General features: G+C 71.5%; 23 protein-coding genes, 1 tRNA gene and 1 riboswitch. Of the genes, 18 read left to right on the forward strand and 6 right to left on the reverse strand.

What is annotated here, in order from left to right:
- Window positions 1-8 precede the first annotated feature (8 nt).
- From ACIBCU_RS10875 to ligD, 3 genes are all read right to left on the reverse strand, one after another.
- Window positions 9-329 carry a zinc-ribbon domain-containing protein gene (locus tag ACIBCU_RS10875; protein WP_356711659.1) on the reverse strand — a complete coding sequence of 107 codons (321 nt, stop codon included), beginning with the start codon at window positions 327-329 and terminating at the stop codon, window positions 9-11.
- Window positions 326-2,446 carry a PBS lyase gene (locus ACIBCU_RS10880; RefSeq protein ID WP_399230670.1) on the reverse strand — a complete coding sequence of 707 codons (2,121 nt, stop codon included), beginning with the start codon at window positions 2,444-2,446 and terminating at the stop codon, window positions 326-328. The genes ACIBCU_RS10875 and ACIBCU_RS10880 overlap by 4 nt, the downstream gene beginning before the upstream one ends.
- A 190-nt stretch (window positions 2,447-2,636) precedes the next feature.
- Window positions 2,637-3,530, reverse strand: a complete 894-nt coding sequence (ligD, locus tag ACIBCU_RS10885; RefSeq protein WP_362936408.1) for a non-homologous end-joining DNA ligase — start codon at window positions 3,528-3,530, stop codon at window positions 2,637-2,639.
- A gap of 59 nt (window positions 3,531-3,589) precedes the next feature.
- Here ligD and ACIBCU_RS10890 point away from each other — a divergent pair, with 59 nt between their 5' ends.
- From ACIBCU_RS10890 to ACIBCU_RS10920, 7 genes are all read left to right on the forward strand, one after another.
- Complete coding sequence (locus ACIBCU_RS10890) at window positions 3,590-4,645, forward strand: Ku protein (RefSeq protein WP_399230672.1); 1,056 nt, start codon at window positions 3,590-3,592, stop codon at window positions 4,643-4,645.
- Between the two features lie 45 nt (window positions 4,646-4,690).
- Window positions 4,691-4,813: riboswitch (ZMP/ZTP riboswitch) on the forward strand.
- A gap of 39 nt (window positions 4,814-4,852) precedes the next feature.
- Window positions 4,853-6,148 (forward strand): serine hydroxymethyltransferase, encoded by a 1,296-nt coding sequence (gene glyA, locus ACIBCU_RS10895; RefSeq protein ID WP_399230674.1) that lies wholly within the window; start codon window positions 4,853-4,855, stop codon window positions 6,146-6,148.
- A gap of 158 nt (window positions 6,149-6,306) precedes the next feature.
- Complete coding sequence (locus ACIBCU_RS10900; protein WP_399230676.1) at window positions 6,307-7,407, forward strand: nuclease-related domain-containing protein; 1,101 nt, start codon at window positions 6,307-6,309, stop codon at window positions 7,405-7,407.
- 74 nt (window positions 7,408-7,481) lie between these two features.
- Window positions 7,482-8,444, forward strand: coding sequence for a D-2-hydroxyacid dehydrogenase family protein (locus ACIBCU_RS10905; protein WP_362936420.1), 963 nt, complete (start codon window positions 7,482-7,484; stop codon window positions 8,442-8,444).
- Window positions 8,445-8,537: 93 nt separating this feature from the next.
- The gene (locus tag ACIBCU_RS10910; protein ID WP_362936539.1) at window positions 8,538-9,188 is read left to right on the forward strand and encodes an SUMF1/EgtB/PvdO family nonheme iron enzyme; all 651 of its coding nucleotides are present in this window, start codon (window positions 8,538-8,540) and stop codon (window positions 9,186-9,188) included.
- A 16-nt stretch (window positions 9,189-9,204) separates the two neighbouring features.
- The gene (locus ACIBCU_RS10915; RefSeq protein WP_399230678.1) at window positions 9,205-9,747 is read left to right on the forward strand and encodes a DUF488 family protein; all 543 of its coding nucleotides are present in this window, start codon (window positions 9,205-9,207) and stop codon (window positions 9,745-9,747) included.
- 74 nt (window positions 9,748-9,821) lie between these two features.
- Window positions 9,822-10,553, forward strand: coding sequence for a hypothetical protein (locus tag ACIBCU_RS10920; protein WP_399230680.1), 732 nt, complete (start codon window positions 9,822-9,824; stop codon window positions 10,551-10,553).
- Between the two features lie 651 nt (window positions 10,554-11,204).
- Here ACIBCU_RS10920 and ACIBCU_RS10925 read toward each other — a convergent pair.
- From ACIBCU_RS10925 to ACIBCU_RS10935, 3 genes are all read right to left on the reverse strand, one after another.
- On the reverse strand, window positions 11,205-11,618 hold the full coding sequence (locus ACIBCU_RS10925) for a PIN domain-containing protein (protein ID WP_362936429.1): 414 nt from the start codon (window positions 11,616-11,618) through the stop codon (window positions 11,205-11,207).
- Window positions 11,615-11,878: a CopG family transcriptional regulator gene (locus ACIBCU_RS10930; protein WP_362936432.1), complete on the reverse strand. Its 264-nt coding sequence runs from the start codon at window positions 11,876-11,878 to the stop codon at window positions 11,615-11,617. The genes ACIBCU_RS10925 and ACIBCU_RS10930 overlap by 4 nt, the downstream gene beginning before the upstream one ends.
- Window positions 11,879-12,502: 624 nt before the next feature.
- Window positions 12,503-12,574 (reverse strand) — tRNA-Arg (locus ACIBCU_RS10935).
- A 173-nt stretch (window positions 12,575-12,747) separates the two neighbouring features.
- Between ACIBCU_RS10935 and ACIBCU_RS10940 the strand changes: the two genes are divergently transcribed.
- The 11 genes from ACIBCU_RS10940 (at window position 12,748) to prmC (ending at window position 26,027) form a co-directional block, all read left to right on the forward strand.
- A complete protein-coding gene (locus tag ACIBCU_RS10940) occupies window positions 12,748-13,182 on the forward strand; it encodes a response regulator (RefSeq protein WP_399230683.1) in 435 nt (144 codons plus the stop codon).
- Window positions 13,183-13,261: 79 nt separating this feature from the next.
- On the forward strand, window positions 13,262-14,326 hold the full coding sequence (gene nrtL / locus ACIBCU_RS10945; protein ID WP_399230685.1) for an ArgS-related anticodon-binding protein NrtL: 1,065 nt from the start codon (window positions 13,262-13,264) through the stop codon (window positions 14,324-14,326).
- Between the two features lie 24 nt (window positions 14,327-14,350).
- Window positions 14,351-15,742 carry a diaminopimelate decarboxylase gene (lysA, locus tag ACIBCU_RS10950; protein ID WP_362936441.1) on the forward strand — a complete coding sequence of 464 codons (1,392 nt, stop codon included), beginning with the start codon at window positions 14,351-14,353 and terminating at the stop codon, window positions 15,740-15,742.
- A 95-nt stretch (window positions 15,743-15,837) separates the two neighbouring features.
- Window positions 15,838-17,193, forward strand: coding sequence for a homoserine dehydrogenase (locus ACIBCU_RS10955; RefSeq protein ID WP_362936444.1), 1,356 nt, complete (start codon window positions 15,838-15,840; stop codon window positions 17,191-17,193).
- Window positions 17,194-17,199: 6 nt separating this feature from the next.
- Window positions 17,200-18,270 (forward strand): threonine synthase, encoded by a 1,071-nt coding sequence (gene thrC / locus ACIBCU_RS10960; RefSeq protein WP_104789110.1) that lies wholly within the window; start codon window positions 17,200-17,202, stop codon window positions 18,268-18,270.
- 266 nt (window positions 18,271-18,536) lie between these two features.
- Window positions 18,537-19,454 carry a homoserine kinase gene (gene thrB, locus ACIBCU_RS10965; protein WP_399230687.1) on the forward strand — a complete coding sequence of 306 codons (918 nt, stop codon included), beginning with the start codon at window positions 18,537-18,539 and terminating at the stop codon, window positions 19,452-19,454.
- A 387-nt stretch (window positions 19,455-19,841) separates the two neighbouring features.
- Window positions 19,842-21,914: a transcription termination factor Rho gene (rho, locus tag ACIBCU_RS10970; protein ID WP_399230689.1), complete on the forward strand. Its 2,073-nt coding sequence runs from the start codon at window positions 19,842-19,844 to the stop codon at window positions 21,912-21,914.
- 476 nt (window positions 21,915-22,390) lie between these two features.
- Window positions 22,391-23,494 carry an LCP family protein gene (locus ACIBCU_RS10975; RefSeq protein WP_399230691.1) on the forward strand — a complete coding sequence of 368 codons (1,104 nt, stop codon included), beginning with the start codon at window positions 22,391-22,393 and terminating at the stop codon, window positions 23,492-23,494.
- 177 nt (window positions 23,495-23,671) lie between these two features.
- Window positions 23,672-23,896 (forward strand): 50S ribosomal protein L31, encoded by a 225-nt coding sequence (gene rpmE / locus ACIBCU_RS10980; RefSeq protein ID WP_099174467.1) that lies wholly within the window; start codon window positions 23,672-23,674, stop codon window positions 23,894-23,896.
- 156 nt (window positions 23,897-24,052) lie between these two features.
- Window positions 24,053-25,129 carry a peptide chain release factor 1 gene (gene prfA / locus ACIBCU_RS10985; protein WP_104789115.1) on the forward strand — a complete coding sequence of 359 codons (1,077 nt, stop codon included), beginning with the start codon at window positions 24,053-24,055 and terminating at the stop codon, window positions 25,127-25,129.
- A gap of 52 nt (window positions 25,130-25,181) precedes the next feature.
- Window positions 25,182-26,027, forward strand: coding sequence for a peptide chain release factor N(5)-glutamine methyltransferase (gene prmC / locus ACIBCU_RS10990; protein ID WP_399230693.1), 846 nt, complete (start codon window positions 25,182-25,184; stop codon window positions 26,025-26,027).
- Window positions 26,028-26,031: the final 4 nt, after the last annotated feature.

Consider the following 26,031-nt stretch of genomic DNA (forward strand, 5'->3'; position numbering starts at 1 on the left):
GGCGCACCTCAGCGCTGGTACGGGTTCTGGCCGCCGGGAGGCGCGTAGCCGGGCTGCTGCTGCGCGGCGCCGTACGGGTTGCCGTCCTGGCCGCCCTGGGCCTGCGCCAGCAGCTGGTCGGCCTGTTCCTTCGGTATCTGCCGCTCGCCGCCGCAGAAGGTGCACTGCGTCGCGTACTTCGTCGAGAACGGGAACAGCGGCACGAAGAACAGCGTGAACTTGGTGACCCGCTTGCGCAGGGTGTGCGCCGCGGGGTTGCCGCACCAGCCGCACACCATCGTCAGGACTGCCAGCTGGTAGAGATAGCCCTTGGTACCGAAAATGATCATGATGTGGTCCCTTTCCCCGCGTCTCCCAGGAGTGCCCGCCGGCAGAGCGCCAGCAGCCTCTCGTCCTCATAAGTGTCGTGACTGCCGTATCCGCCGTCCATCGCGTTGTGACGGCGTACGGAGAGGAGCTCGGCACGCAGCACCTGTGCCGCGTCCGACCCTGCACCAGCCGGGCCCATCCGCGCCAGACATTCCGCGACCCGGACTCTGACGTGACGGTTCTTCTCCCACGCCGAGAGGAGCACCGGCACGGATTCACCTGTGCGCCCCGAGACCTCCCAGAGGGCGATCGCGGCGTCGACCCGGAGCCACAGCTCCTCGTGCGCCAGCAGGCCCCGCAGCCTCGGCGCCACCGCCTCGGCCCGCCTCCCCAGCCCGCCCAGCGCGCTCGCCGCCGCCCGGCAGTCGTGCACCTGCTCCGCCCGCAGCCCCTCGGCCAGCACCGGCAGGACCGTGTCCGCGTCGCCCGTGACCGCCCACAGGGCCTCCGCCGCCTCCGTCGCCGCCGCGGTCCCGGGCCGCCGGATCAGCCGCCGCAGCTCCGGAACGGCACAGTGGGCCGCCGGCCCGAACGACCTCAGCGCCCGCAGAGCCGCCGTACGCAGCCACTCGCCCCGGTACTCGGGCGCCCCCCGCAGCACCCGCAGCACCTCCGGGGCGGCCTCACCCGCGCGCAGCGCCGTCAGCCCGGCGAGCAGCGGGCTCGCCCGGTCGTACGCCCCCTCGTCCAGGCCGACCTCGCCGAGCCTGCGCCGCAGCGCCCCCGCGAGGGGGGCCGCCGCGTCACCGAGGCACCGGACCGCGAACCCCACGTCGTGCGGCACCTCCGGCCGCTCCAGGGCCGTCGCCAGCGCGGGCAGCACCCGGGCGTCGCCCAGCCGGGCAAGCGCCTTCACCGCCGAGCCCAGGCCCGGTGGCCCGCTCGCCCACTCCTTGACCCACGCCCCCGGATCCGCCGCCACCCGCGCGGCCAGCGCGTCGGCCGCCGGCGCCGCCAGCCCGAACAGCTCCTCCAGCACGTGCGAGGCGGCCTCGGCGAGCCGCGGCTCCGGATCGGTGAGCTGTACGCCGACGAGCCGCACCAGGCCCTCGTACGAACCGCGCCAGGCTCGGATCAGCCCACCGCTCATCCGTACGGCGTCGAGGCGCTGCCACGGGTCCGGGCTGCACAGCTGGTCGGCCAGCAGCGCCGTGCGGTCCTCGACACGGTCGTCCAGGCCGACGTGGAGCGTCCGCAGCAGGTCGGCGGCCCACGGAGTGCTGCGGCCGGCGGACTCCTCGGCCGAAAGCTCCCGCAGCTGACCCACCAGCGTCGGTGAGGCGGCCCGGTCCGCCCCGGCGTCGTCACCGCCCGGCGCCTTCCCGGCCGGCGGTTCCGGCCGCGGTGGCCGGGAACGCAGCTCACGCAGCAGACCCGACACCACCCGTACGACGTCGCCCGGCAGTGCGTCCGGAGCACACCTGGCCAGCTGGGCGAGGGCCGCGAGCCGCAGCCCGGGCGGATACGCCTCGGCGGCGAGCCGGCTCAGCCAGTCGGCCGCCTGCCCCGCCAGCGGCCGGTGGCGCAGGGCGATCCGGCCCGCGGCCTCGACGAGCGCGAGCCGCACCTCGTCGTCCGCCTCCACCGGCAGCCGCTCCCGTAGCAGCGCGAGCACCCTGCCCGGCCGGCCGTGCAGGGTGGCCAGGGCGAGCGGCGCGGCGAGCCGCACGCCCGGGTCCTCGTCGGCCACCAGCTCGAAGAACACCGCGGATCCGGCGGACACGGCGGCCGCGGCCATCGCGTAGTTCGCCACGCCCTCGATCTCGTCCTCGTCCAGCTCGTTCTCGTCGTCCTCGTCCAGATCGATGCCGCCGATGCTGGTGAGCAGCTCGACGATGCCGCCGCGGTCCCGTATCCCCGGGTCCACGGCCAGCTCGAAGAGGAACGGGATGCACGCGAGCGTGCAGGCGTACACATCGCCCTGGTGGTGCACCGCGCCGTACATGCCGTCGAGCGCGTTCTCCCGCTCCGCCGGATCGGCGGAGGCGAGTCCGTACAGGAGCCCCGGCACATCGTCGGCCGGGCCGTAGGCATGCTCCATCGAGGCCCAGTCGACCTCGTCGATCCCCGTGAACACGCCACACCCTCCCCGTGTCTTAGACCGACCCTCTGTGCCCCGGACGCGGCGGAGCCGTGCCCGCGAAGCGGCGTCTGCGCCGAGTGTGCACCACGCCCAGGACGATCCACCCTCCACTTGCGGCCTTTCCTGGCCTCGGCCGCCCCGGGGCTGTGAGAGCGCTGTGCGTGCCCTGTACCCTCCGCTCCTCTCAGCCCTCCGGCAGGGGCCGGGCCTGCCCGGGATCGGTCAGCGGAGCGAGCAGATCCCCGTGCCTTCCCAGCCGCTCGGTCATGTCGCCGGCGAGGAAGAGGAGATCGCCCGGCGCCCCGCAGGCCTCGATCTCCTCCCAGGTGACGGGTGCGGAGACGGTCGGGCTGCCCTTCGCCCGCAGGGTGTAGGGCGCCGCGGTGGTCTTCGCGGCGGCGTTCTGGCTGAAATCCACGAACACCTTTCCCGGGCGCAGCGCGCGCGTCATCCGGTGCACGGCCAGGTCGGGCAGCGCCCCCTGCGCCTCCACCGCCAGTCTCTTCGCGTACGCCGTCACCTCCTCGGAGGGGGTGGGTTCCAGGGGGACGAGCAGATGCAGCCCCTTCGAACCGGAGGTCTTCCCGTACGAGGACAGCCCGTCCTCCGCCAGCCGCTCCCGCAGCCAGAGGGCGACCGTGCAGCACTCGACGACCCCCGCGGGCGGTCCGGGGTCCAGGTCGAACACCATCCGGTCGGCCACGGCCGGGGCGTCCTGCCGCCACTGATGGGTGTGGAACTCCACCACCAGGTTCGCCGCCCACATCAGCGACGGAAGGTCCTGGGCGAGCACCTGCCGGGCGCCGGGGTCGTCACTGCGGGGGACCGGGGCCGTGCGCACCCAGTCGGGCGTACCCGGCGGCGGATTCTTGGTGAAGAAGCGCAGCCCCTCAGGCCCGTCCGGATACCGGAGGAAGGACAGCGGACGGTCGCGCAGGTGCGGCAGCATCGCGTCCGCCGCCGTGGCCGCGTAGTAGTGCAGCACCTCGCCCTTGGTCGTACCGGTGGCCGGGTACAGCACCTTGTCGAGATTGCTGAGCGCCAGGCGCCGCCCCTCCACCTCTGTGATCGGCGTCATACGATAAGAATCACATGAAATCGCATGAATGTGGTCGCGGCGGGCGTAAGGGGTGAACGGTGAGGTCCATCTGGAACGGCTCCGTCTCGTTCGGTCTGGTCAGCATCCCGGTCAAGCTCATGAACGCCACGGAGAACCACGCGATCTCCTTCCGGCAGATCCACGTCGAGGACGGCGGCCGGATCCGCTACCGCAAGGTCTGCGAGCTGGACGAGGAGGAGGTGCCGGCCTCCGAGACGGTCAAGGCGTACGAGGACGCCAACGGCACGGTGATCCCCGTGACCGACGAGGACCTGGCCTCGCTCCCGCTCCCCACCGCCAAGACGATCGAGATCGAGGGATTCGTGCCGTCCTCGGCCATCGACCCCCTCCAGCTGGACTCGGCCTACTACCTCTCGGCCAACGGCGTCCCCGCCGCCAAGCCGTACGCCCTGCTGCGCGAGGCCCTCAGGCGCAGCGGCAAGGTCGCCGTCGCGAAGTACGCCCTGCGCGGGCGGGAGCGGCTCGGCATGCTGCGGGTCTCCGGGGACGTGATCGCGATGCACGGCCTGCTGTGGCCGGACGAGATCCGCGCGCCGGAAGGCGTCGCCCCGGAGACCGGCGTCAAGGTCCGCGACGCGGAACTGGACCTGGCGGACGCGCTGATGAACACCCTCGGCGACGCCGACATGGACACGCTCCACGACGACTACCGCGAGGCGGTCGAGGACCTGGTCGCGGCGAAGGCGGCCGGCGAGCCCGTGGCGGAGGAGGAGGCGGAGGAGCCCGAGGGCAAGGTGATCGACCTGATGGCGGCGCTGGAGAGCAGCGTGCGGGCGGCGAAGGAGTCCCACGGGGAGGACGGCGGCGAGGTCGCGGACGTCCACCACATCGGCTCCGGCCGGGGCGGCGGCGCGAAGAAGACCGCCGCGAAGAAGACCACGGCGAAGAAGACCGCGGCGAAGAAGACCGCCGCGAAGAAGACCGCGGCGAGGAAGAGCTCCGAGAAACCGCCGGCGAAGAAGTCCGCGGCCAAGAAACAGGCGGCCAGGAAGGCGACGGCGAAGAAGGGCACCGAGAAGAAGCCTGCGGCGAAGAAGACGGCCGGGGGAACGCGCAAGCGCACCTCGGCCTGACACGCACCGCGCACGGTGTCGGAACGGACCGCCCCGCAGTAAAGTGCGGAGAGCCGCGACTGGCGCGTACCCGGAAGGGTGCTCCGTGGAATCGACCACGAGGGAGCGGCGCACCCCGGGCACGTCCCGGGGAGTCATCGCCGGAGGCCGTCCGCCTGGGCAGTCCGGGTCCACGTCGCCCCGTGCGACCGACCCGGGAGGAAACCCGTGGCCGTACAGCCGTCCGACGCACACCGTCCCGCTCCGACACGCCCCGCCCTGGCAGCGGCCGATCCGGAACTCGCCGCCCTGGTGGACGCCGAGGAGCGGCTCCAGGCGGACACCCTGCGCCTGATCCCCAGCGAGAACTACGTGTCGGCCGCCGTGCTGGAGGCCTCCGGCACCGTCCTGCAGAACAAGTACTCCGAGGGCTACCCCGGCAGGCGGTACTACGAGGGCCAGCAGGTCATCGACCAGGTGGAGACCCTCGCCGTCGAGCGGGCCAAGGCGCTGTTCGGGATGGACCACGCCAACGTCCAGCCCTACTCCGGCTCCCCGGCCAACCTCGCCGCCTACCTGGCGTTCCTGGAGCCCGGCGACACCGTCCTCGGGATGTCGCTGCCGATGGGCGGCCACCTCACCCACGGCTGGGGCGTCTCGGCCACCGGTACGTGGTTCCGGGGCGTGCGCTACGGCGTGCGGCGCGACACCGGGCGCATCGACCTCGACGAGGTGCGCGACCTGGCACGTGCCGAACGGCCCAAGCTGATCTTCTGCGGCGGCACCGCCGTGCCCCGGGTGATCGACTTCGCCGGCTTCGCGGAGATCGCCCGTGAGGTCGGCGCGGTGCTGGTGGCCGACGTCGCCCATATCGCGGGACTGATCGCCGGAGGCGCGCACCCGTCGCCCGCCCCGTACGCCGACGTGGTGTCGACGACCACCCACAAGACCCTCCGCGGGCCGCGCGGGGCGATGCTGCTGACCCGGGCCGAGCACGCCAAGGCCGTCGACCGCGCCGTCTTCCCCGGCCTCCAGGGCGGCCCGCACAACCAGACGACCGCCGCCATCGCCGTCGCGCTGAAGGAGGCGGCCGGGGCGGACTTCGCGGCCTACGCCCATCAGGTCGTCGCCAACGCCCGCGCGCTGGGCGAGGAACTCGCGGCACGCGGCTTCGACCTCGTCTCGGGCGGTACGGACAACCATCTGCTGCTGGCCGACCTCACGGGCAAGGGTGTCCCGGGGAAGATCGCGGCCAAGGCGCTCGACCGGGCCGGGATCGTCGTCAACTACAACACCGTTCCGTACGACACCCGTAAGCCCTTCGACCCGTCCGGCATCCGTATCGGCACCCCCGCCCTGACGTCCCGGGGCGTCCCCGCCTCCGAGATGGGAGCAGTGGCGCAGTGGATCGATCTTGTGGTCGAGGCCGCTCGTACAGGTGATGAAACGACCGTTTCCAAGGTCAGGGACGAAGTGAGGACCATGATGGAGGCCTATCCGGCGCCGGGTCTCCCCCTGGTCTGACCGGGGCGCCGGAGCAGTCCGGGGCAACACAGGGCCCGGACTGCTCCGGAACGCCGTGCTCCCGACTCCGCGCGCCCGCTCTGCGCCCTGTGCGGGGGCCGGCCCGCCGTACAGGCTGGGGGAGCAAGGACGTCGGCGGGGTGAACAGAGGGGGCACGATGCAGGATCTCAAGGTCACGTCATGGCAGCTCTTCGGGCACGACCGGCTCTATGTGAACCTGCCGGACGGCACCGCGATCGGATGGGCGGACCGGGGCAGCGGCACGATCACCGTCCTGCACCCGCGCTATCGCGATGCCGTGACCGACGCGCTCGCGCGCCAGGTCCCGGGCCTGCCGGCCCTCGTCGGCGAGGAGGCCCCGGCCGGGCCGCGGACCCCGCACGCGCCGCCTCCGGTCCCGCGGATCCCGCCCATGCGCGGGATGCGGAAGCGGGGGGCCGCGCAGGAGGCGCCGCCCGTGCGGGGACCGGCGCCCGCGCCGGAGGTGGCACCCGCGCCGGAGGCGGCGCCCGCGCCGGAGGCGGCACCCGTGCCGGAGGCGGAGGCGGTGCCCGTGGCGGATCCGGTGGCCGGTCCGGCATCGGTGGCCGACCCGGAGCCGACGCCGGAGCGGCGCCGGAGGCCGGCCGTCCTCCCCGCGCTGACCCCCGCGACCGACCTCGCGTCGCGTCGGCCGGGCGCCGGACTCCGCGAGCAGCTCGGCGAATCCGGGACCGCCACGCTCGTACGGGCCGCCACCGGGGCGCTGCGGCGGCACAAGGACGCGGACCCGCGGCGTGGTGCCCTCGCGGGGGAGCGGCGGGTCGGGGCCGAGCTCAAGCGGCTGACCCGGCACGGCTGGAGAGTCCTGCACTCCGTGCCGCTGGCGGACGGCACGGAGATCGGGCACCTGCTCATCGGGCCCGGCGGCGTGTTCGCCGTGAGCACCGATCACCGCCCCGGGGCGTCGGTACGGATCGGCGACGGCACCCTGCGGACCGGTGACGGCGCCCCGCAGCCGTACGAGCTCGACGGGCCAGGCGCTCGGCGGGCCAGGGCCGCGCTGGAGGCGTACTGCGCCTTCGACGTGCCCGTACAGACCGTGCTGGTGTTCACCGGCGTCACGGCGCTGGAGGTGGCCTCCACACCGGCCGGCATCCGCGTCTGCCGGGAGCGCCAGGTGTCCGTCCTCGCCCCGCTGACGGGCGTGTTCACCCCCACCCAGGTGGAGAGGGTCTACGACGTCGCACGGAACAGGGAGGCCTGGCTGGACGCGTGAGTCGGGGACACGGCCGGTAGATTCCCCGGTGCTGCCGCATTGCCGGCACCCGTGCCGCCGAAGGGGAAGCCACCATGAAGCTCCGCTGTGCCGTGCTCGACGACTACCAGTCCGTGGCGGCCACCGCCGCCGACTGGTCACCCGTCGCCGACGACATCGACGTGGTCAGCTTCGCCGAGCACTGCGCCACGGAGGACGAACTCGCCGCCCGCCTGGCCGGGTTCGACATCGTCGTCACCCTCCGGGAGCGCGTGCCGTTCCCCGCGACGCTGATCGAGCGGCTGCCCCGGCTCCGCCTGATCGTCGCCTCCGGCATGCGCAACACCTCCATCGACTACGCCGCAGCCGAACGCCACGGGGTCACCGTCTGCGGCACCGCCAGCACGGCGACCCCGCCCGTCGAGCTCACCTGGGCGCTGCTGCTCGGCCTGGCGCGCTCCATCGTGACCGAGGCCGACTCCCTCCGCGAGGGCGGCCCCTGGCAGTCCACCGTCGGGACCGACCTGCACGGGCGCAGGCTCGGTGTCCTCGGGCTGGGGAAGATCGGCAGCCGGGTCGCCGCCGTCGGCCGCGCCTTCGGCATGGACGTGGTGGCATGGAGCCGCAACCTCACCCCGGAGCGGGCCGAGGAGGCCGGGGTGGGCCTCGCCGCGTCCAAGGAAGAACTGCTGGAGACCAGCGACTTCGTCTCCGTGCACCTGGTGCTGAGCGAGCGTACGCGCGGCCTGCTGGGAGCCAGGGAGCTCGGACTGATGCGTCCCGGCAGCTTCCTGGTCAACACCTCCCGGGCGGCGATCGTCGACCAGGAGGCGCTGCTCGACGTACTGCACCGAGGGGCCATCGCGGGCGCGGGCGTCGATGTGTTCGACGTCGAGCCGCTCCCGGCGGACCACCCGATGCGCAGCGCGCCGCGCCTCCTGGCGACACCACACCTGGGTTATGTGTCGCAGGCCAACTACGCGGCGTACTACGGGGACGCGGTCGAGGACATCCGCGCCTACCTCGACGGCGAGCCCGTCCGCAGGCTCGGCCGATGACCGATTAGCGTGTGCGCGGGGGCACTTCGGCTCTCCCCGTGCAGGAAGGCCCACCGCGTGCACACGCCCACCGACGACGAGACGGCCTCCCGCATGGTCCGGATACCGGCCGGCACCGTGGATCTGCGCGACGACCGCCGGGGCGCGCAGTGGCAGGTGGAGATCGAGCCCTTCCTCCTCGGCCGCCACCCCGTCACCACCGCCCGACAGCACCACGCCGTCACGGGGGAGGAGCTCGAACCCACCGTGCCGGACGGCGCCCTGCCCGTGACGAACATCAGCTGGCTCGACGCTGTCGACCTGTGCAACCTGTTCTCGGCCCGCGCCGGACTCGACCCGGTCTACTCCCATGACACACGGACCGGCGAGGTGACCCGCGACCCGGCCTCCGACGGCTACCGCCTGCCCACGGAGGCGGAGTGGCAGTACGCCTGCAAGGCGGGGACCACGGGATACCGCTACGGCGAGATCGACGCCATCGCCTGGTACGAAGGGAACTCCGGCGGCCGGATCCACGAGGCCGGCGCCAAGGCGCCCAACCCGTGGGGCCTGCACGACATGCTGGGCAACGTCTGGGAGTGGTGCTGGGACCTCTACGACGAGGAGGTCTACGGCGAGTACCGCACCTTCCGCGGCGGCGGCTGGGCCGAACCGGAGCGCGGCTGCGGCGCCACGGTGCGCCGCCGCAGCCACCCCACCTTCGCGATCGACGACCTCGGCCTCCGGCTGGCCCGCAGCGCGTGAGGGTGAACGGAGCAGGATGAAGGAGATCTGGACGATCGGGCACTGGACGTGCCCGGAAGAGACCTTCATCGGCCTCCTGAACGCCCAGCGCATCGGCGTACTGGCCGACGTCCGGGCGCACCCCGGTTCGCGCCGGAGCCCGCAGTTCTCCCGCGAGGCGATGCCCGAGTGGCTGGAGCGGGCCGGGATCCACTACGTCTACCTGGACGAGCTCGGCGGACGGCGACGTAAGCAGGACGTGGACCCCGCCCTCAACGCGGGCTGGCAGAACCCCAGCTTCAGGAACTACGCCGACTACACGCTGCTCCCGGCGTACGAACACGGCATCACCCGCCTGACCACCCTCGCGGAGCGCGGCCGTGTCGCCGTCATGTGCGGCGAGCCGATGCCGTGGCGCTGCCACCGCCTGCTGATCGCGAACACGCTCACCGCCCGCGGCTGGACGGTCCGGCACATCATGGGCCCCGGCTCCGGCGAGACCCGCGTCCACGAACTGGGGGCCTGGGGCGCGGAGCCACGGGCCGACGGGCGCGGCCGGGTGACGTACCCGGCGCCGTAGAGCGGACCCCGCCGAAAACCGTACGGACGATCGAGGCCACGTGCGGTACGTTCCTGTCACTCGGTGGGGGCGAAGTGACGAAGCTCAACCAGATCATCGCCGTGGAGAAGGGTGTCAAGAGCAAGTCGCTCCAGGACATCACCGCGGCCCACCACAAGGTGCAGAAGCCGGCGCTGCTGGCAGGCATCTCGCGTACGTACCAGCCGAAGGACGAAGAGGGCGAGCAGCTTCCGCCCGAGTCGGCGCGGGTGCAGATCAAGGCCGAGGAGGCGCTGCGTGAGATGTCCGCGTCGCTGACCCGGCTGTTCGACGTGACCGCGACGAAGGACTGGGCGAACTGTTCGGCCCGCGCGGACGTCACCGTGGACGGGCGTACGGTCGTCAGCGAAGTCCCGGTCAGCTACCTGCTCTTCCTGGAGAAGCAGCTCACCGATCTCCACACCTTCGTCAAGAAGCTCCCGGTCCTGGACGCCGCCGAGTCCTGGTCGCTCGACCCCTCGACGGACCTGTGGAAGACGGACCCGGTCCGCACGATCCGGACGAGGAAGGTCCCGCGCAACCACGTCAAGGCCGAGGCGACCGACAAGCACCCGGCGCAGGTCGACGTCTACGACGAGGACGTGCCCATCGGGTACTGGACGACTGTGAAGTTCTCCGGAGCGCTTCCGGCGCGGCGGGTGAACGAGCTGCTGGAGCGGGTCGAGAAGCTCCAGCACGCGGTGAAGTTCGCCCGCGAGGAGGCCAACGGGGCAGAGGTCACCGACCGGCGGGTCGGAGACGCGGTGTTCGGCTACCTGTTCGGCTGACGTCGGACGTGAGGCGGCACCCCCAGAACGCCCCCGCGCCAAGTCGTGGGGGTGCGCACCATGCACGAGGCGGAATGAGGTCCGCCCCGTGTGATGAGCGCAAGCTGAAACTGACGTTCAGCCTGAAGACGCGGTAACGGTGGAGGTTCGAGTCCTCCCCCCGGCACCACCTGCCGGGGTGGCCCAACATGGCAGAGGCAGCCGCGATCAATCTCAGACTCTCGCTCCAGCTTCAGTATCGCCGCCGATTGCCAGATCGACCGAGTACGGACGAACACCGTTGAATGCTGGTTCGAATCCGGCCTGCGCCTCTGCATGGCGCGGTAGTTCAAAGGCAGAACGCGACGGTATGACGACTGATCCGCACTCTTAAACGGCGCTGGCAAGCGCAATTGGGTGGCAACCCCAGGGGCCCGGGAGCTGGATACGACTCCCGGGCTTCGCCACGTCCGGGCCCGCGCGGTGCCGGGGGCGGCGGCCCGCTTATGGGGGATTCACCAGTCATGTAATGGAATGCGGTGTAATCGCTGTCTCCGCCACGGAAGTCGGTATCTTCTGGGGCTTCACGATTGACTGAGGATTTCCCGTTCCGGGCTTCTGTACTCAGTCCCCTGACCCGGCTATGGAACGTGCGCCAGTTCGTCCACGATGTCAGACCTTGATGGCCGTGATTCGGCTTCCGCACAGCACGGTGAGGTCTTCCGGGTCGGAGGTGAGCACGGTGACCTGCCCGGGTGAGGCGAGGGCGGTCGCGCTGAGTATGGCGTCGATGGCGTACTTGTGGCCGTGCAGGCCCGCCTCGGCGAGCAGGGCCGAGGCGGTGCGTGCGATCTCGTCGGTTACCGGCTCGACGACAAGACGGGAGAGGGTCCACTCCAGGGCGGGACGGTTGATGCGAGGGTGGGTCACTTCCACGAGGGTGGCCGCGGACGTGATCACGCGTAGATCATCGGCCCGGGCGAGTGCGAGCCAGGCGGTGACGCTGCGATCGCGCAGCACTGCCTTGGCCAGCCCTTCGCTGTCGAGGACGAGCGTGCCGCCCGGGGTGGCGGAGGGGCGCGTCATGCCGCGTTCGGCCCGTTGTGGACCTGCCGCCGGCGAGCCTCGTGGAGTTGGTCGCGGAGAGACTGGATCTCGCCCTCGGTGATGGGGCCGTGTTCGGCCTCGCCGACCTTGATGAGCTCGCTGAGGTTGTCGCGCTCGATCTGGCGGGCGACGGCAGCCGCTACGTAGGCGGACAGGCCGGAGGGGCCACTGCGGGCCTTGGCGGCTTCGGCGATGTCACGCGGCATGGTGATGGAGTACTTACCGGTAGGCTCGCTCATGCTATCCATCCTACCGCTTATCCTCCGCCTCGCGGCGCGGCGCCGCACGGCCAGATGGCCATCGGTACCGCCCTGCGTGCCCTCGCCGTGGCCGGGTACCTGCGTCGCGTGCGCTGCCGCGTCGAGAGTGGTGGCCAGCACCGGTAAGCAGGCGTCCGCATGCGCACCCGCACCCTCCGCCGTGCCAAGGCCGAGCCGCCGGCGCGCCGACTACCTGGCGTCGGCGCTCACCGCCGGGCTACCCCAGCGGTTCTGATGCCCGGTCGGCTTGCTGCGCCGCCGCCTCACCGACAAGATCACGCCCCCAACTGCCCGGGGACCCGCACCGGCACAGGGCCTGTTCGGCCCCTCCGTGTGTGTGTCCTGGTCGAGTGCAGGGCCCCGCCGAAGCGCTTCCGGACGGCCTCTGCCGCCCCTGCCGCACCACGTCCCAGACCCCGGAATCAGCCGAAGGCGCAACGCCCGCCGAGGTCGAACGCGACGTCCAGGCCCTTGTCGCCAGCCTCCGCAACCTGATGCGCACTCCGTGAGCCGGCGTCACACTCGGCGGACCAGAGACACAAAAAAAGACCCCCTGACAGTGTTTCCACTGGCGAGAGGGTCTTTTCGGCACTTCTTGCGAAGTGCCCCCGGCAGGATTCGAACCTGCGCACCCGGCTCCGGAGGCCGATGCTCTATCCCCTGAGCTACGGGGGCGATGTCGCTGCGCTCGGCGGCGACGAGTGAAACCCTACCAGCTCCGACGGGGTGTCCGGGAACAGGTATTTGCGCGTCGCCGGCACCCGCGCGAGGCGGGCGCCGGCCGCACTCCGGGGGCGGAAGTGGGCAAAACCCGGACGCAGCTTCTCCGCCCGACCTACCCTCGAAGGGTGTCAGGGGCGTACGGCCGCGTGCTTGTTGTCGACGACAACAAGGTCATCCGGCAGCTGATCAGGGTCAATCTCGAGCTGGAGGGCTTCGAGGTCGTGACCGCGGCCGATGGCGTCGAGTGCCTGGACCTGGTCCACGAGGTCTGTCCGGATGTGATCACGCTCGACGTGGTGATGCCCCGCCTCGACGGCATCCAGACCGCCGCCCGGCTGCGCGCCGATCCGAGGACCGGGCACCTGCCCGTCGCCGTCATCAGCGCGTGCACGCCCTACGAGGTGGACTCGGGGGTGGCCGCCGGGGTGGACGCGTTCCTGGCGAAGCCCTTCGAGCCGAGCGAGCTGGTGCGCATGGTGCGGCGGCTCGCGCACCGCGAGGATCCCGTGCCGGTCGACGACAGGCGCGGGGCCGGGGCGGCCGGGAGCACGGCCGGCTGACGGCGAGCCCGGCCGATTCGCTGCCCGTATGGCGAAACCGGTTGGCGAAGTGCCCCCCTTCCTCCCATACGCTTGTGCCGTGACCCCCGCAGATCTCTCCCGGACCGTGCTGCACGCTGTGCGCCGCGCGGTCGACGAGGACGCCCTGCGCGCGCCGGTGCCCGCGCGCGTGCGGGTGGAGCGGACACGGCCCGGCGGCAGCGGCGACTACGCCTGCGCCGTCGCCCTCCAGCTGGCCGGTCCCGCCGCACTCCCGGCGCGGGAGGTCGCCGCGCTTCTGCGGGACCGGGTCGTCGGCGCGCCCGGGATCGGGCGGGTCGAGATCACCGGGCCCGGCTTTCTGAACTTCACGCTCGACGCGGTCTCCGACGGCGCCGCGCGTTCCGTACGCGTACGCCAGGTGCTGGAGCAGGGGCTCCGGTACGGGTGGGGTGCCGAGTGCGCCGGGCAGGTCCATCAGCTCCACCACCGTCGAGAAGTCCGGGCAGCGGTCGTGGCGGGCGCGGTGATGAGGATGCTGCGCGCCCAGGGCGCTCTGGGGCGTGTCACCTGTGAGGAAGCGTCCGACCCCGACTGGGCGCGTCTCGGCGTCACCGTGGACGCGAACGGCCGGCCTCCCGTCCCGCTCGCGCAGACCCGGCCCGTCCCCGCCGGGGCCACGGCGGGGGAGCTGCTGGAGCGGCTGGGGGCCGACGCCGCCCGCTGGGGCCTGCTGAGGCCCGCCGGGCACGACCGCGCGCACCTCGGCGACGACCTCCTCGTGCAGGGCGAGGCCAATCCGCTGTTCCTGGTCCGCTACGCCCACGCCCGCTCCCGTGCGCTCAGCCGCGAGGCAGAGAAGCTCGGCTTCACCGCCGGTTACGACGAGGACGTCGACGCGCCCGCGCTGCACACCGCCCTCGCCGATCACCCCGGCGCCCTCGCCTCCGCCGCCCGCCACCAGGCACCGGACCGGCTCGCCCGGCACCTCGAAACGGTGGCGCACGCCTTCTTCGACTTCCACGATGCCTGCCCGGCGCTTCCCGTCGGCGACGAGAAACCCTCGGCCGCCCACCGCTCCCGGCTGGCCCTTGCCGAAGCCGCCGGGACGGTGCTCGCAGGCGGCCTGTCCCTGCTCGGCATCAGCGCGCCCGAACACCTCTGAGACCTGAGAGAGCAGAGCAGAACGATGAGCCGATCCGCACACCCCGCCGGGCCCCGTCACGCCGACGTCCTCCCCGAGGGCCACTACACCGCCCCGGCCACCGACCTCAACGAGCTGGACCCGAAGGTCTGGTCCCGCACCGTCACCCGTGACGCGGACGGTGCGCTCACCGTCGGCGGGATCGAAGTCGCCCGGCTCGCCGAGGAGTTCGGCACGCCCGCCTACTTCCTGGACGAGTCCGACTTCCGGGCGCGCTGCCGCGCCTGGGCGGACGCCTTCGGGGCGGACGCCGATGTCTTCTACGCCGGCAAGGCCTTCCTGTCGCGCGCCGTGGTGCGCTGGCTCCAGGAGGAAGGGCTGAACCTGGACGTGTGCTCCGGCGGCGAGCTGGCCACCGCGCTGGACGCCGGGATGCCCGCCGAGCGCATCGCCTTCCACGGCAACAACAAGACCGCCGCCGAGATCGAGCGGGCCGTCGAGGCCGGCGTCGGACGGATCGTGCTCGACTCCTTCCAGGAGATCGTCCGGGTCTCGCACATCGCCCAGCGGCTCGGCGTCCGCCAGCGCGTGCAGATCCGCGTCACTGTCGGCGTCGAGGCCCACACCCACGAGTTCATCGCCACCGCGCACGAGGACCAGAAGTTCGGCATCGCGCTGGCCGACGGACAGGCGGCGGAGGCGGTCCGCAGGGCGCTCACCCTGGACGGCCTCGAGCTCATCGGCATCCACTCGCACATCGGCTCGCAGATCTTCGACATGGCCGGTTTCGAGGTCTCCGCGCGGCGCGTCGTGCAGCTGCTCGCCGAGATCCGCGACGAGCACGGCGTCGAGCTCCCGGAGATCGACCTCGGCGGTGGCCTCGGAATCGCGTACACCTCCGAGGACGACCCCCGTGAGCCGCACGAGATCGCCAAGGCGCTCAGCGACATCGTGACCCGGGAGTGCGAGTCCGCCGGCCTCCGGACCCCGCGCATCTCCGTCGAGCCGGGCCGCGCGATCGTCGGCCCCACCGCGTTCACGCTGTACGAGGTCGGCACCATCAAGCCCCTCGAGGGCCTCCGGACGTACGTGAGCGTCGACGGCGGGATGTCGGACAACATCCGCACCGCGTTGTACGACGCCGAGTACAGCGTCGCGCTGGTCTCCCGCACCTCCGAGGCCGAACCCATGCTCGTACGTGTGGTCGGCAAGCACTGCGAGAGTGGTGACATCGTGGTCAAGGACGCGTTCCTGCCGTCCGACCTGGCCCCGGGTGACCTCATCGCGGTGCCGGCCACCGGTGCGTACTGCCGCTCCATGGCGAGCAACTACAACCACGCCCTGCGCCCGCCCGTCGTCGCCGTGCGCGATGGACAGGCCCGGGTCATCGTCCGGCGCGAGACGGAGGAAGATCTCCTGCGTCTCGATGTCGGCTGATGAAATTCACATCTCAAAATCCGGACGGGTGGCAGAAACCCCCGTCCGGTGAGTGAGACTGGTCCACACATCAGAAGTATGAGAAACGAGGTCGGATGATGCGTACGCGTCCGCTGAAGGTGGCGCTGCTGGGCTGTGGAGTGGTCGGCTCAGAGGTGGCGCGCATCATGACGACGCACGCCGACGACCTCGCCGCGCGCATCGGCGCGCCGGTCGAGCTCGCCGGCGTAGCCGTCCGCCGGCCCTCCAAGGTGCGGGAGGGCATCGATCCCGCCCTGATCACCACCGATGCGACCGCCCTGGTCAAACGGGGTGACATCGACGTCGTCATCGAGGTCATCGGGGGCATCGAGCCCGCCCGTACGCTCATCACGACCGCCTTCGAGCACGGCGCGGGCGTCGTCTCGGCCAACAAGGCGCTCCTCGCCGAGGACGGCTCCGCGCTCCACGCGGCCGCGGAGAAGAACGGCCGGGACCTCTACTACGAGGCGGCCGTGGCCGGCGCCATCCCGCTCGTACGGCCGCTGCGCGAGTCCCTCGCGGGGGACAAGGTCAACCGGGTGCTGGGCATCGTCAACGGCACGACCAACTTCATCCTCGACAGGATGGACACGAGCGGCGCCGGCTACTCCGAGGCGCTCGACGAGGCCACCGCCCTCGGGTACGCCGAGGCCGACCCGACCGCCGACGTCGAGGGCTTCGACGCCGCCGCGAAGGCCGCCATCCTCGCCGGGATCGCCTTCCACACGCGGGTGAAGATCGGCGAGGTGCACCGCGAGGGCATCACCGAGGTCACCGCCGCCGACATCGCCTCCGCCCGGCGCATGGGCTGCACCGTCAAGCTCCTCGCCATCTGCGAGCGCGCCGCCGACGGCAATTCCGTCACCGCCCGCGTGCACCCCGCGATGATCCCGCTCAGCCACCCGCTGGCCTCCGTCCGCGAGGCCTACAACGCGGTCTTCGTCGAGGCCGAGGCGGCCGGGCAGCTGATGTTCTACGGTCCCGGCGCCGGCGGCGCCCCGACCGCGTCCGCGGTCCTGGGTGACCTGGTCGCGGTGTGCCGCAACATCATCGGGGAGAGCACCGGTCCCGGTGAGTCCGCGTACACGCGTCTGCCCGTCAGCCCCATGGGTGACGTCGTCACGCGGTACCACATCAGTCTCGACGTGGCCGACAAGCCTGGCGTACTCGCCCAGGTCGCGACGGTCTTCGCCGAACAGGGCGTATCCATCGATACGGTCCGCCAGCAGAGCCGACCATCGGGCAGCGGCGACGGAGTTGCCATCGAGCAGGGTGGCGGCGGGCGACGGGTGGGCGGAGACGGCGAGGCATCCCTCGTCGTCGTCACCCACCGCGCGCCCGACGCGGCCCTCTCCGGGACCGTCGAAGCGCTGCGCAAGCTGGACACCGTGCGCGGTGTCGCCAGCATCATGCGTGTTGAAGGGGAGTAAGGACCCATGACCAGCAAGGGCACCCACCAGTGGCGCGGCATCATCGAGGAGTACCGGGACAGGCTTCCGGTCACGAGCTCGACGCCGGTCGTCACACTCCGTGAGGGCGGTACGCCGCTCGTTCCGGCGCAGGTCCTCTCCGAGCGCACGGGCTGCGAGGTGCACCTCAAGGTCGAGGGCGCCAACCCCACCGGGTCGTTCAAGGACCGCGGTATGACCATGGCGATCACCCGGGCCAAGGAGGAGGGTGCGCAGGCCGTCATCTGCGCCTCCACCGGCAACACCTCCGCCTCCGCCGCCGCCTACGCGGTGCGCGCGGGCATGGTCTGCGCCGTCCTCGTGCCGCAGGGCAAGATCGCGCTCGGCAAGATGGGGCAGGCGCTCGTCCACGGCGCGAAGATCCTCCAGGTCGACGGCAACTTCGACGACTGCCTGACCCTGGCCCGCAGCCTCTCGGACAACTACCCGGTGGCGCTGGTCAATTCGGTCAACCCGGTCCGGATCGAGGGCCAGAAGACCGCCGCGTTCGAGATCGTCGACGCGCTCGGCGACGCCCCCGACATCCACGTCCTGCCGGTGGGCAACGCGGGCAACATCACGGCCTACTGGAAGGGCTACAAGGAGTACGCGGGGGACGCCGTGTCCACGCACGCTCCGCGCATGTGGGGCTTCCAGGCGTCCGGTTCCGCGCCGATCGTGCGCGGCGAGATCGTCAAGGACCCGGCGACCATCGCCACCGCCATCCGCATCGGGAACCCGGCGTCCTGGCAGTTCGCGCTGGACGCGCGGGACGAGTCGGGCGGCTTCATCGACGATGTGACGGACCGTCAGATCCTGTCGGCGTACCGCCTGCTGGCCTCCCAGGAGGGCGTCTTCGTCGAGCCCGCGTCGGCGGCGTCCGTGGCCGGTCTGCTCAAGGCCGCCGAAGAGGGCAAGGTCGACCCCGGTCAGAAGATCGTCTGCACCGTCACCGGCAACGGCCTCAAGGACCCCGACTGGGCCGTCGCGGGCGCTCCGCAGCCCGTCACCGTCCCGGTCGACGCGGTGGCCGCGGCCGAGAAGCTGGGCCTCGCGTAGCCGTCCCGGCCGCAGCTCAACCGCCCTTCCGGGGGCGGAGAGCGCATAGGAGGTGTGCGACACGCATCGTGCGCCTCCTGTGCGCCCTATGTCGCCGCAGAACCTTCCTTCGATAAGCTGTACCAGACCCGCCCCGCCGCATCCGCCGCGGTGCAGCAGCCGTCGTGACTGCCGGGCCCCCCGTCCCCCCGCGCAACGGCACCCCACGCACGTCGAAGTACCCTGCACAACATCCCCGCCGCCGTACAGGAAGAGTCGTCCAACCGATGGCCGGTCCCGCGTTCCGAGCCGCCGCCGTCCGGGTGCGCGTCCCCGCAACCAGCGCCAATCTGGGCCCGGGTTTCGACGCCCTCGGCCTCTCGCTGGGGCTCTACGACGACGTCGTCGTCCGGGTCGCCGATTCCGGGCTGCACATCGACATCGCGGGTGAGGGCGCCGAGACGCTGCCCCGCGACGAGAACCACCTGCTCGTACGCTCGCTGCGCACGGCCTTCGACCTGCTCGGCGGACAGCCCCGCGGCCTGGAGATCGTCTGCGCCAACCGCATCCCGCACGGCCGCGGCCTCGGCTCCTCGTCCGCCGCCATCTGCGCCGGGATCGTCGCCGCCCGCGCCGTGACGACGGGCGGCGAGGCCCGTCTCGACGACGCCGCCCTGCTGGAGCTGGCCACCGAGATCGAGGGGCACCCCGACAACGTCGCGGCCTGTCTCCTCGGCGGATTCACGCTCGCCTGGATGGACGGCGGAGCCGCCAGGGCGATCCGGATGGACCCCGCGGCTTCCGTCGTGCCGGTGGTCTTCGTGCCGGCCACCCCGGTGCTGACCGAGACCGCCCGCGGCCTGCTGCCGCGCACCGTCCCCCATGTGGACGCCGCGGCCAACGCCGGTCGCGCCGCCCTGCTCGTCGAGGCCCTGACCAGGCGCCCCGAGCTGCTCCTCACGGCAACGGAGGACCGGATCCACCAGGAGTACCGGGGTCCCGCGATGCCGCAGACCGTCGACCTGGTGAACCGGCTGCGCGCCGACGGCGTCCCTGCCGTCATCTCCGGCGCGGGGCCCACGGTGCTCGCGCTGGCGAACGAGGGTTCCGCCGACAAGATCGCCCGGCTGGCGGGCGAGGGATGGGCCGCGAACCGGCTCGCTCTCGACGCCTCGGGTGCGAGCGTGTTGCCGCTCGCCGCGTAACCGCACGTGATTGCCGGTGCATGAGAGGGGGAATGTTTGTTGGAGCCGGTAGTGTTAACCTCAAGTCAGCAATCGACGTCTTCGTGGCGCGTTGCTTCGTGTCCCCCTCCGGGACCACCACTCTTCCGGGAGCCTCCCCGACTGCCTGAGCAGCCCGCCTGAGCTTTCGAGCACGCTCCGGAACCGGCACGACACCCTCTTGCTCGCCCAGGAGTGGGCCGAGCAGGGGATCTCGCGCCGGAACCCCGCACATTCGTCTCTCCGCCGTACCCGGCGGACCACCGCCCCGGCAAGGTCCGCGATCGACACGATCAACAGACCGCAGTCGGACAGCACAACCGGTCGCCGAGCCAGAAGGCCGACGTCCGCTCCAGGGAAGGACCCTTCGTGAGCGACACCACCGATCTGATGGGCGTGACTGCCGACAAGAGCGTCGACAGCTCCGTGCCCGCCGAAGGTGCTGCCACTGGCACCACCGCACGGCGCCGCCGCTCCGGCACCGGCCTCGAGGGCATGGTCCTGGCCGAGCTGCAGCAGGTCGCGTCCGGCCTCGGCATCAGGGGAACTGCGCGGATGCGCAAGAGCCAGCTGATCGAGGTCATCAAGGAGGCGCAGGCCGGAGGATCCTCCGCGCCCGCCCCCAAGGCCGCCGCATCCGCCGGTACGGACACCGGGAGCAAGCCCAAGCGGCGTGCCACGTCCAAGACGCGCACCGGTGACGAGAGCGCTGCCGCCCCGGCCGCCGACAAGGCCGACGCCCAGCAGCAGATCGACATCCCGGGTCAGCCGGCCAGTGACGAACAGCCGACGGGCGAGCGCCGCCGTCGCCGGGCGACCGCGCAGGCGGGGAGCCCCGACACCAAGTCCGAGTCCAAGGCGGAGCCCAAGGCCGAATCCAAGGCCCAGGCCGAGCCGAAGGCGGAGAGCCGCCAGGACCGCGGCGACGAGCGCGCCGAGGCGAAGGGCGAGGCCAAGGCCGAGTCCGCCGTCGACACGGCCGAGGGCCGTCGCGGCGACCGCCAGGACGGCCGCCGTGACCGCGGTGACCGCCAGGACCGCGGTGACCGCCGCGACCGCCAGCGCGACCGCCGGGGCAAGGGCGACGACCAGGGCCAGCAGGGCGGCGGACGCCGTCAGGGCCAGCAGGGCGGAGGCCAGGGCCAGGCCCAGGGCCAGGGCCAGCAGGGTGGCGGCGGCCAGCAGGACGACGGTTACGACGACGAGGGCGGCCGGCGTGGACGCCGGGGCCGCTACCGCGACCGCCGGGGCCGTCGTGGCCGCGACGACTTCGCGACCGACGTGCAGGTTGCCGACGACGACGTCCTGATCCCCGTCGCGGGCATCCTCGACATCCTGGACAACTACGCGTTCATCCGGACCTCCGGCTACCTGCCGGGTCCGAACGACGTGTACGTCTCACTGGCCCAGGTCCGCAAGAACGGCCTGCGCAAGGGTGACCACGTCACCGGTGCGGTGCGCCAGCCCAAGGACGGCGAGCGCCGCGAGAAGTTCAACGCGCTGGTCCGTCTCGACTCCGTCAACGGCATGGCGCCGGAGACCGGCCGCGGCCGTCCGGAGTTCCAGAAGCTCACCCCGCTGTACCCGCAGGACCGGCTCCGTCTGGAGACCGACTCCAACGTCCTGACCACCCGGATCATCGACATGGTCGCACCGATCGGCAAGGGCCAGCGAGGCCTGATCGTGGCCCCGCCGAAGACCGGTAAGACCATGATCCTGCAGGCCATCGCCAACGCGATCACGGTCAACAGCCCCGAGTGCCACCTGATGGTCGTCCTGGTCGACGAGCGTCCGGAAGAGGTCACCGACATGCAGCGGTCGGTGAAGGGCGAGGTCATCTCCTCGACCTTCGACCGCCCCGCCGAGGACCACACCACGGTCGCCGAGCTCGCCATCGAGCGTGCGAAGCGCCTCGTGGAGCTCGGCCACGACGTGGTGGTCCTGCTGGACTCGATCACCCGTCTGGGCCGTGCGTACAACCTGGCGGCACCGGCCTCCGGCCGCATCCTGTCCGGTGGTGTCGACTCGACCGCGCTGTACCCGCCGAAGCGCTTCTTCGGTGCCGCGCGCAACATCGAGGACGGCGGCTCGCTGACCATCCTGGCCACCGCGCTCGTCGAGACCGGCTCGCGCATGGACGAGGTGATCTTCGAGGAGTTCAAGGGCACCGGCAACATGGAGCTCAAGCTCGACCGGAAGCTCTCGGACAAGCGCATCTTCCCGGCGGTGGACGTCGACGCGTCCAGCACCCGTAAGGAAGAGATCCTGCTCGGCACCGATGAGCTGGCCGTCGTCTGGAAGCTGCGCCGGGTGCTTCACGCGCTCGACCAGCAGCAGGCGATCGAGCTTCTGCTGGACCGCATGAAGAAGACGCAGTCCAACGCGGAGTTCCTGCTCCAGATCCAGAAGACGACCCCGGGCAACGGAAACGCCAACGACTGACGTCGCCGCGCCGCAGCTCCACAACAGATGCCCCGTCACCAGGTGACGGGGCATCTGTTGTGTATCCGCCTCCGCCGGTTGACGGGTGCCGCCGTGGGGGACGGGAGCGAAGGCGGCCCTTTACGGCATCACGGCACGCTCGCCACCCACCCGGCGACGTGAGCGGCGACCGTCCCGGTCACCCGCCGGGACACCCCGGGGAGGCCCTGGTGGCGGCAGCTCCCCGGGATGCGATCTTTGCCACATACGTCGGGTTCCGCACCGGCCGGAGCAGCCGCGACCCGTCAGGCCGAAACCCCAGGTGGGCGCCGGGTTCCCGGTCCGTGCACCCGCTTCTTCCGAGGCCCCCGTCGCCGGACGGGGGCCTCAGCCGGCTGTGCAACGCTTCTGGCTGCTCCGTCGTCCCACCGAGCGACGCCGGACCGCGCCCGTGCACCACGGCAGGGGGTAAGAGCGAGAAGCGAAAGAGGGACCGCATGAGCGAGCAGAGCAGGAGCGCCGGCCGAATACGCGGTACCGGCAGCCGCCGGAGGAAGCCGTCCCCGGGCCGCCGGGTGAAGAGGATCGCGCTGTGGGGCGTCGCCGCCCTGGTGGTCGTCGGAGGATCCGGGCTCGGTTACGCCTACTACACGCTCAACGGGAATCTGAAGGGCGTCGACATCGACGCCGCCCTGGGAGCCGAGCGCCCCGACGACGTGGACAACGGGTCGCAGGACATCCTGGTGCTGGGGTCGGACTCCCGCTCGGGCGCCAACGCCGAGTACGGCGCCGACCAGGGCTCCGCGCGGGCGGACACCGCGATGATCGTCCACGTCAACGAGGGGCACACCTCCGCGAGCGTGGTCTCGGTCCCGCGGGACACCCTCGTCGACCGTCCCACCTGCACGAGCGACACGACCGGGGAACAGGTCGGTGCGGAGCACGAGACGATGTTCAACTCCGCCTACCAGGTCGGCGGACCCGCCTGCGCGGTGAAGACCGTCGAGTCGATGTCGGGCATCCGCATGGACCACTACGTCGAGGTCGACTTCACCGGGTTCAAGAAGCTCGTCGACGAGCTGGGCGGCGTCGACATCACCACCTCGCAGGCGATCGACGACCCCGACAGCCACCTCTCTCTGAAGCCCGGCCCCCACACCCTGAGCGGGGAGCAGTCGCTCGGCCTCGTCCGTACGCGCCACAGCGTCGGCGACGGCAGCGACCTCGGCCGCATCCAGCTCCAGCAGGCCTTCGTCAAGGCGCTGATGGACCAGGCGAAGAGCGTCGGGGTGTTCTCGGACCCGAAGACGCTCTTCGGGCTCGCCGACACCGCCACCAAGGCCGTCACCACCGACTCCCAGCTGGCCTCCGTCAAGGAGCTCACCGCCTTCGCGAACGGGCTCAAGGGCCTCGGCTCGAAGAACATCGACATGGTCACGCTGCCCGTCGAGTACGACCCCGAGGACCCGAACCGGGTGCTGCCCCAGGAGAACGCCGACCGGAAGGTGTGGGCGGCCCTCAAGCAGGACAAGCCGATCCCCGCGTCCGCCACGGCGAAGTCGGCCGGCGACAAGGGCGGGGCCGGGAAGGTCGTACGGTAACGGCACCTTCCGTCACCACGCGGTCGCGGAACGTTCCCCGTACGCACGGGAATACACACGGCCGTACCCTCGTTTTGGGAGATACGGCCGGTCCTGGCAGACTGGTACGTCGGCCCCGGTTCACGGACGCGCAATCCGCGCGAACGACCCGGAGCCCTCCCGAATCTAGGAGACACCTTGAAGCGCGACATTCACCCCGAGTACGTCGAGACGCAGGTCAGCTGCACCTGCGGTGCGTCGTTCACCACCCGGAGCACCCTTGAGGGCGGCGCGATCCGTGCCGACGTCTGCTCCGAGTGCCACCCGTTCTACACGGGCAAGCAGAAGATCCTCGACACCGGCGGCCGCGTGGCCCGCTTCGAGGCCCGCTTCGGCAAGGCTGCCGGCTCCGCCAGCAAGTAGCGAGCCACTGCGCCGGTTCCCGACGCCCTCCAACGGGGCGCCGGGACCGGCGTTTTTTCCGGCTGTGCGGCCCGGTGCGCCTTCCGGGGCGCTCCACCGGCAGCACTCCGTCCAGCAGGCCCGCAGACGTATGACGCAGAAACCAGGAGCCCGAAGATGTTCGAGGCGGTCGAGGAACTGATCGGCGAGCACGCCGATCTCGAGAAGAAGCTCGCCGACCCGTCGGTCCACGCCGACCAGGCAAACGCGCGCAAGCTCAACAAGCGCTACGCGGAGCTGACCCCGATCGTCTCCACCTACCGGTCCTGGAAGCAGACCGGCGACGACATCGAGACCGCCCGCGAATTCGCCGCCGACGACCCGGACTTCGCCGCCGAGGTCAAGGTCCTGGAGAAGCAGCGCGAGGAGATCACCGAGAAGCTCCGCCTTCTTCTGGTCCCGCGCGACCCCAGCGACGACAAGGACGTGCTCCTGGAGATCAAGGCGGGCGCGGGCGGCGACGAGTCCGCCCTCTTCGCCGGCGATCTGCTGCGCATGTACCTCCGCTACGCCGAGCGCATCGGCTGGAAGACCGAGATCATCGACTCCACCGAGTCCGAGCTCGGCGGCTACAAGGACGTCCAGGTCGCCGTGAAGACCAAGGGCGGCAACGGCGCCACCGAGCCCGGCCAGGGCGTCTGGGCCCGGATGAAGTACGAGGGCGGCGTGCACCGCGTGCAGCGCGTGCCCTCCACCGAGTCGCAGGGCCGCATCCACACCTCCGCCGCCGGCGTGCTCGTCACGCCCGAGGCGGAGGAGGTCGACGTCGAGATCCACGCCAACGACCTCCGCATCGACGTCTACCGCTCCTCGGGCCCCGGCGGGCAGTCCGTCAACACCACGGACTCCGCCGTACGCATCACGCACCTGCCCACCGGTGTCGTCGCCTCCTGCCAGAACGAGAAGAGCCAGCTCCAGAACAAGGAGCAGGCCATGCGCATCCTGCGGTCCCGGCTGCTGGCCGCCGCCCAGGAGGCCGCCGAGCAGGAAGCCTCCGACGTGCGCCGCAGCCAGGTGCGCACCGTGGACCGCTCCGAGAAGATCCGGACGTACAACTTCCCGGAAAACCGGATCTCGGACCACCGCGTCGGCTTCAAGGCGTACAACTTGGACCAGGTGCTCGACGGTGACCTCGACGCCGTCATCCAGGCCTGCGTCGACGCCGACTCCGCCGCCAAGCTCGCCGCCGCATAGGCAGTGAGCCCCACCGCCCCGCCCCGCTCGTGAACCCGTACGGAGAACCGCGATGAACCTGCTGCTCGCCGAGGTGGCCCAGGCCACCCAGCGGCTGGCCGACGCCGGTGTCCCCTCACCGCGATTCGACGCCGAGGAACTCGCCGCGTTCGTGCACGGCGTCAAGCGGGGCGAGCTGCACCATGTGCCGGACACCGACTTCGACGCCCGCTACTGGGAGACGATCGCCCGCCGCGAGGCCCGCGAGCCGCTCCAGCACATCACCGGCCGCGCCTTCTTCCGCTACCTGGAACTCCAGGTCGGCCCCGGAGTCTTCGTCCCGCGCCCGGAGACCGAGTCGGTCGTCGGCTGGGCGATAGACGCGGTCCGCGCGATGGACGTCGTCGAGCCGCTGATCGTCGACCTCTGCACCGGATCGGGCGCCATCGCGCTCGCCATGGCCCAGGAGGTGCCGCGCTCGCGTGTGCACGGCGTGGAGCTGTCCGAGGACGCCCTGAGGTGGACCCGGAAGAACGCAGAGGGGTCCAGGGTCACCATCCACCGGGGAGACGCCCTGAGCGCCCTTCCCGAGCTCGACGGACAGGTCGACCTGGTCATCTCCAACCCCCCGTACATCCCGCTCACCGAGTGGGAGTACGTGGCGCCGGAGGCCCGCGACCACGACCCGCAGATGGCGCTCTTCTCCGGCGAGGACGGCCTCGACACCATCCGCGGCATCGAGCGCACCGCGCACCGCCTGCTCCGCCCCGGCGGGCTCGTCGTCATCGAGCACGCCGACACCCAGGGCGGCCAGGTGCCGTGGATCTTCACCGAGGAGCGGGGCTGGGCCGACGCGGCCGACCACCCCGACCTGAACAACCGGCCCCGGTTCGCGACGGCCCGCAAGGCCATGCCGTGACCAC

The sequence above is a fragment of the Streptomyces sp. NPDC051064 genome (genome assembly GCF_044455985.1).
Lineage (GTDB): Bacteria > Actinomycetota > Actinomycetes > Streptomycetales > Streptomycetaceae > Streptomyces.

Coding starts and splice junctions, on each gene's coding strand:
- lysA (WP_362936441.1), top strand. CDS start 14,351: ATGAGCCGATCCGCACACCCCGCCGGGCCCCGTCACGCCGACGTCCTC.
- ACIBCU_RS10905 (WP_362936420.1), top strand. CDS start 7,482: ATGAAGCTCCGCTGTGCCGTGCTCGACGACTACCAGTCCGTGGCGGCC.
- ACIBCU_RS10915 (WP_399230678.1), top strand. CDS start 9,205: ATGAAGGAGATCTGGACGATCGGGCACTGGACGTGCCCGGAAGAGACC.
- ACIBCU_RS10930 (WP_362936432.1), bottom strand. CDS start 11,878: ATGAGCGAGCCTACCGGTAAGTACTCCATCACCATGCCGCGTGACATC.
- ACIBCU_RS10900 (WP_399230676.1), top strand. CDS start 6,307: ATGCAGGATCTCAAGGTCACGTCATGGCAGCTCTTCGGGCACGACCGG.
- thrC (WP_104789110.1), top strand. CDS start 17,200: ATGACCAGCAAGGGCACCCACCAGTGGCGCGGCATCATCGAGGAGTAC.
- ACIBCU_RS10925 (WP_362936429.1), bottom strand. CDS start 11,618: ATGACGCGCCCCTCCGCCACCCCGGGCGGCACGCTCGTCCTCGACAGC.
- ACIBCU_RS10875 (WP_356711659.1), bottom strand. CDS start 329: ATGATCATTTTCGGTACCAAGGGCTATCTCTACCAGCTGGCAGTCCTG.
- ACIBCU_RS10975 (WP_399230691.1), top strand. CDS start 22,391: ATGAGCGAGCAGAGCAGGAGCGCCGGCCGAATACGCGGTACCGGCAGC.
- ACIBCU_RS10955 (WP_362936444.1), top strand. CDS start 15,838: ATGATGCGTACGCGTCCGCTGAAGGTGGCGCTGCTGGGCTGTGGAGTG.
- ACIBCU_RS10910 (WP_362936539.1), top strand. CDS start 8,538: ATGGTCCGGATACCGGCCGGCACCGTGGATCTGCGCGACGACCGCCGG.
- prmC (WP_399230693.1), top strand. CDS start 25,182: ATGAACCTGCTGCTCGCCGAGGTGGCCCAGGCCACCCAGCGGCTGGCC.
- ligD (WP_362936408.1), bottom strand. CDS start 3,530: ATGACGCCGATCACAGAGGTGGAGGGGCGGCGCCTGGCGCTCAGCAAT.
- thrB (WP_399230687.1), top strand. CDS start 18,537: ATGGCCGGTCCCGCGTTCCGAGCCGCCGCCGTCCGGGTGCGCGTCCCC.
- prfA (WP_104789115.1), top strand. CDS start 24,053: ATGTTCGAGGCGGTCGAGGAACTGATCGGCGAGCACGCCGATCTCGAG.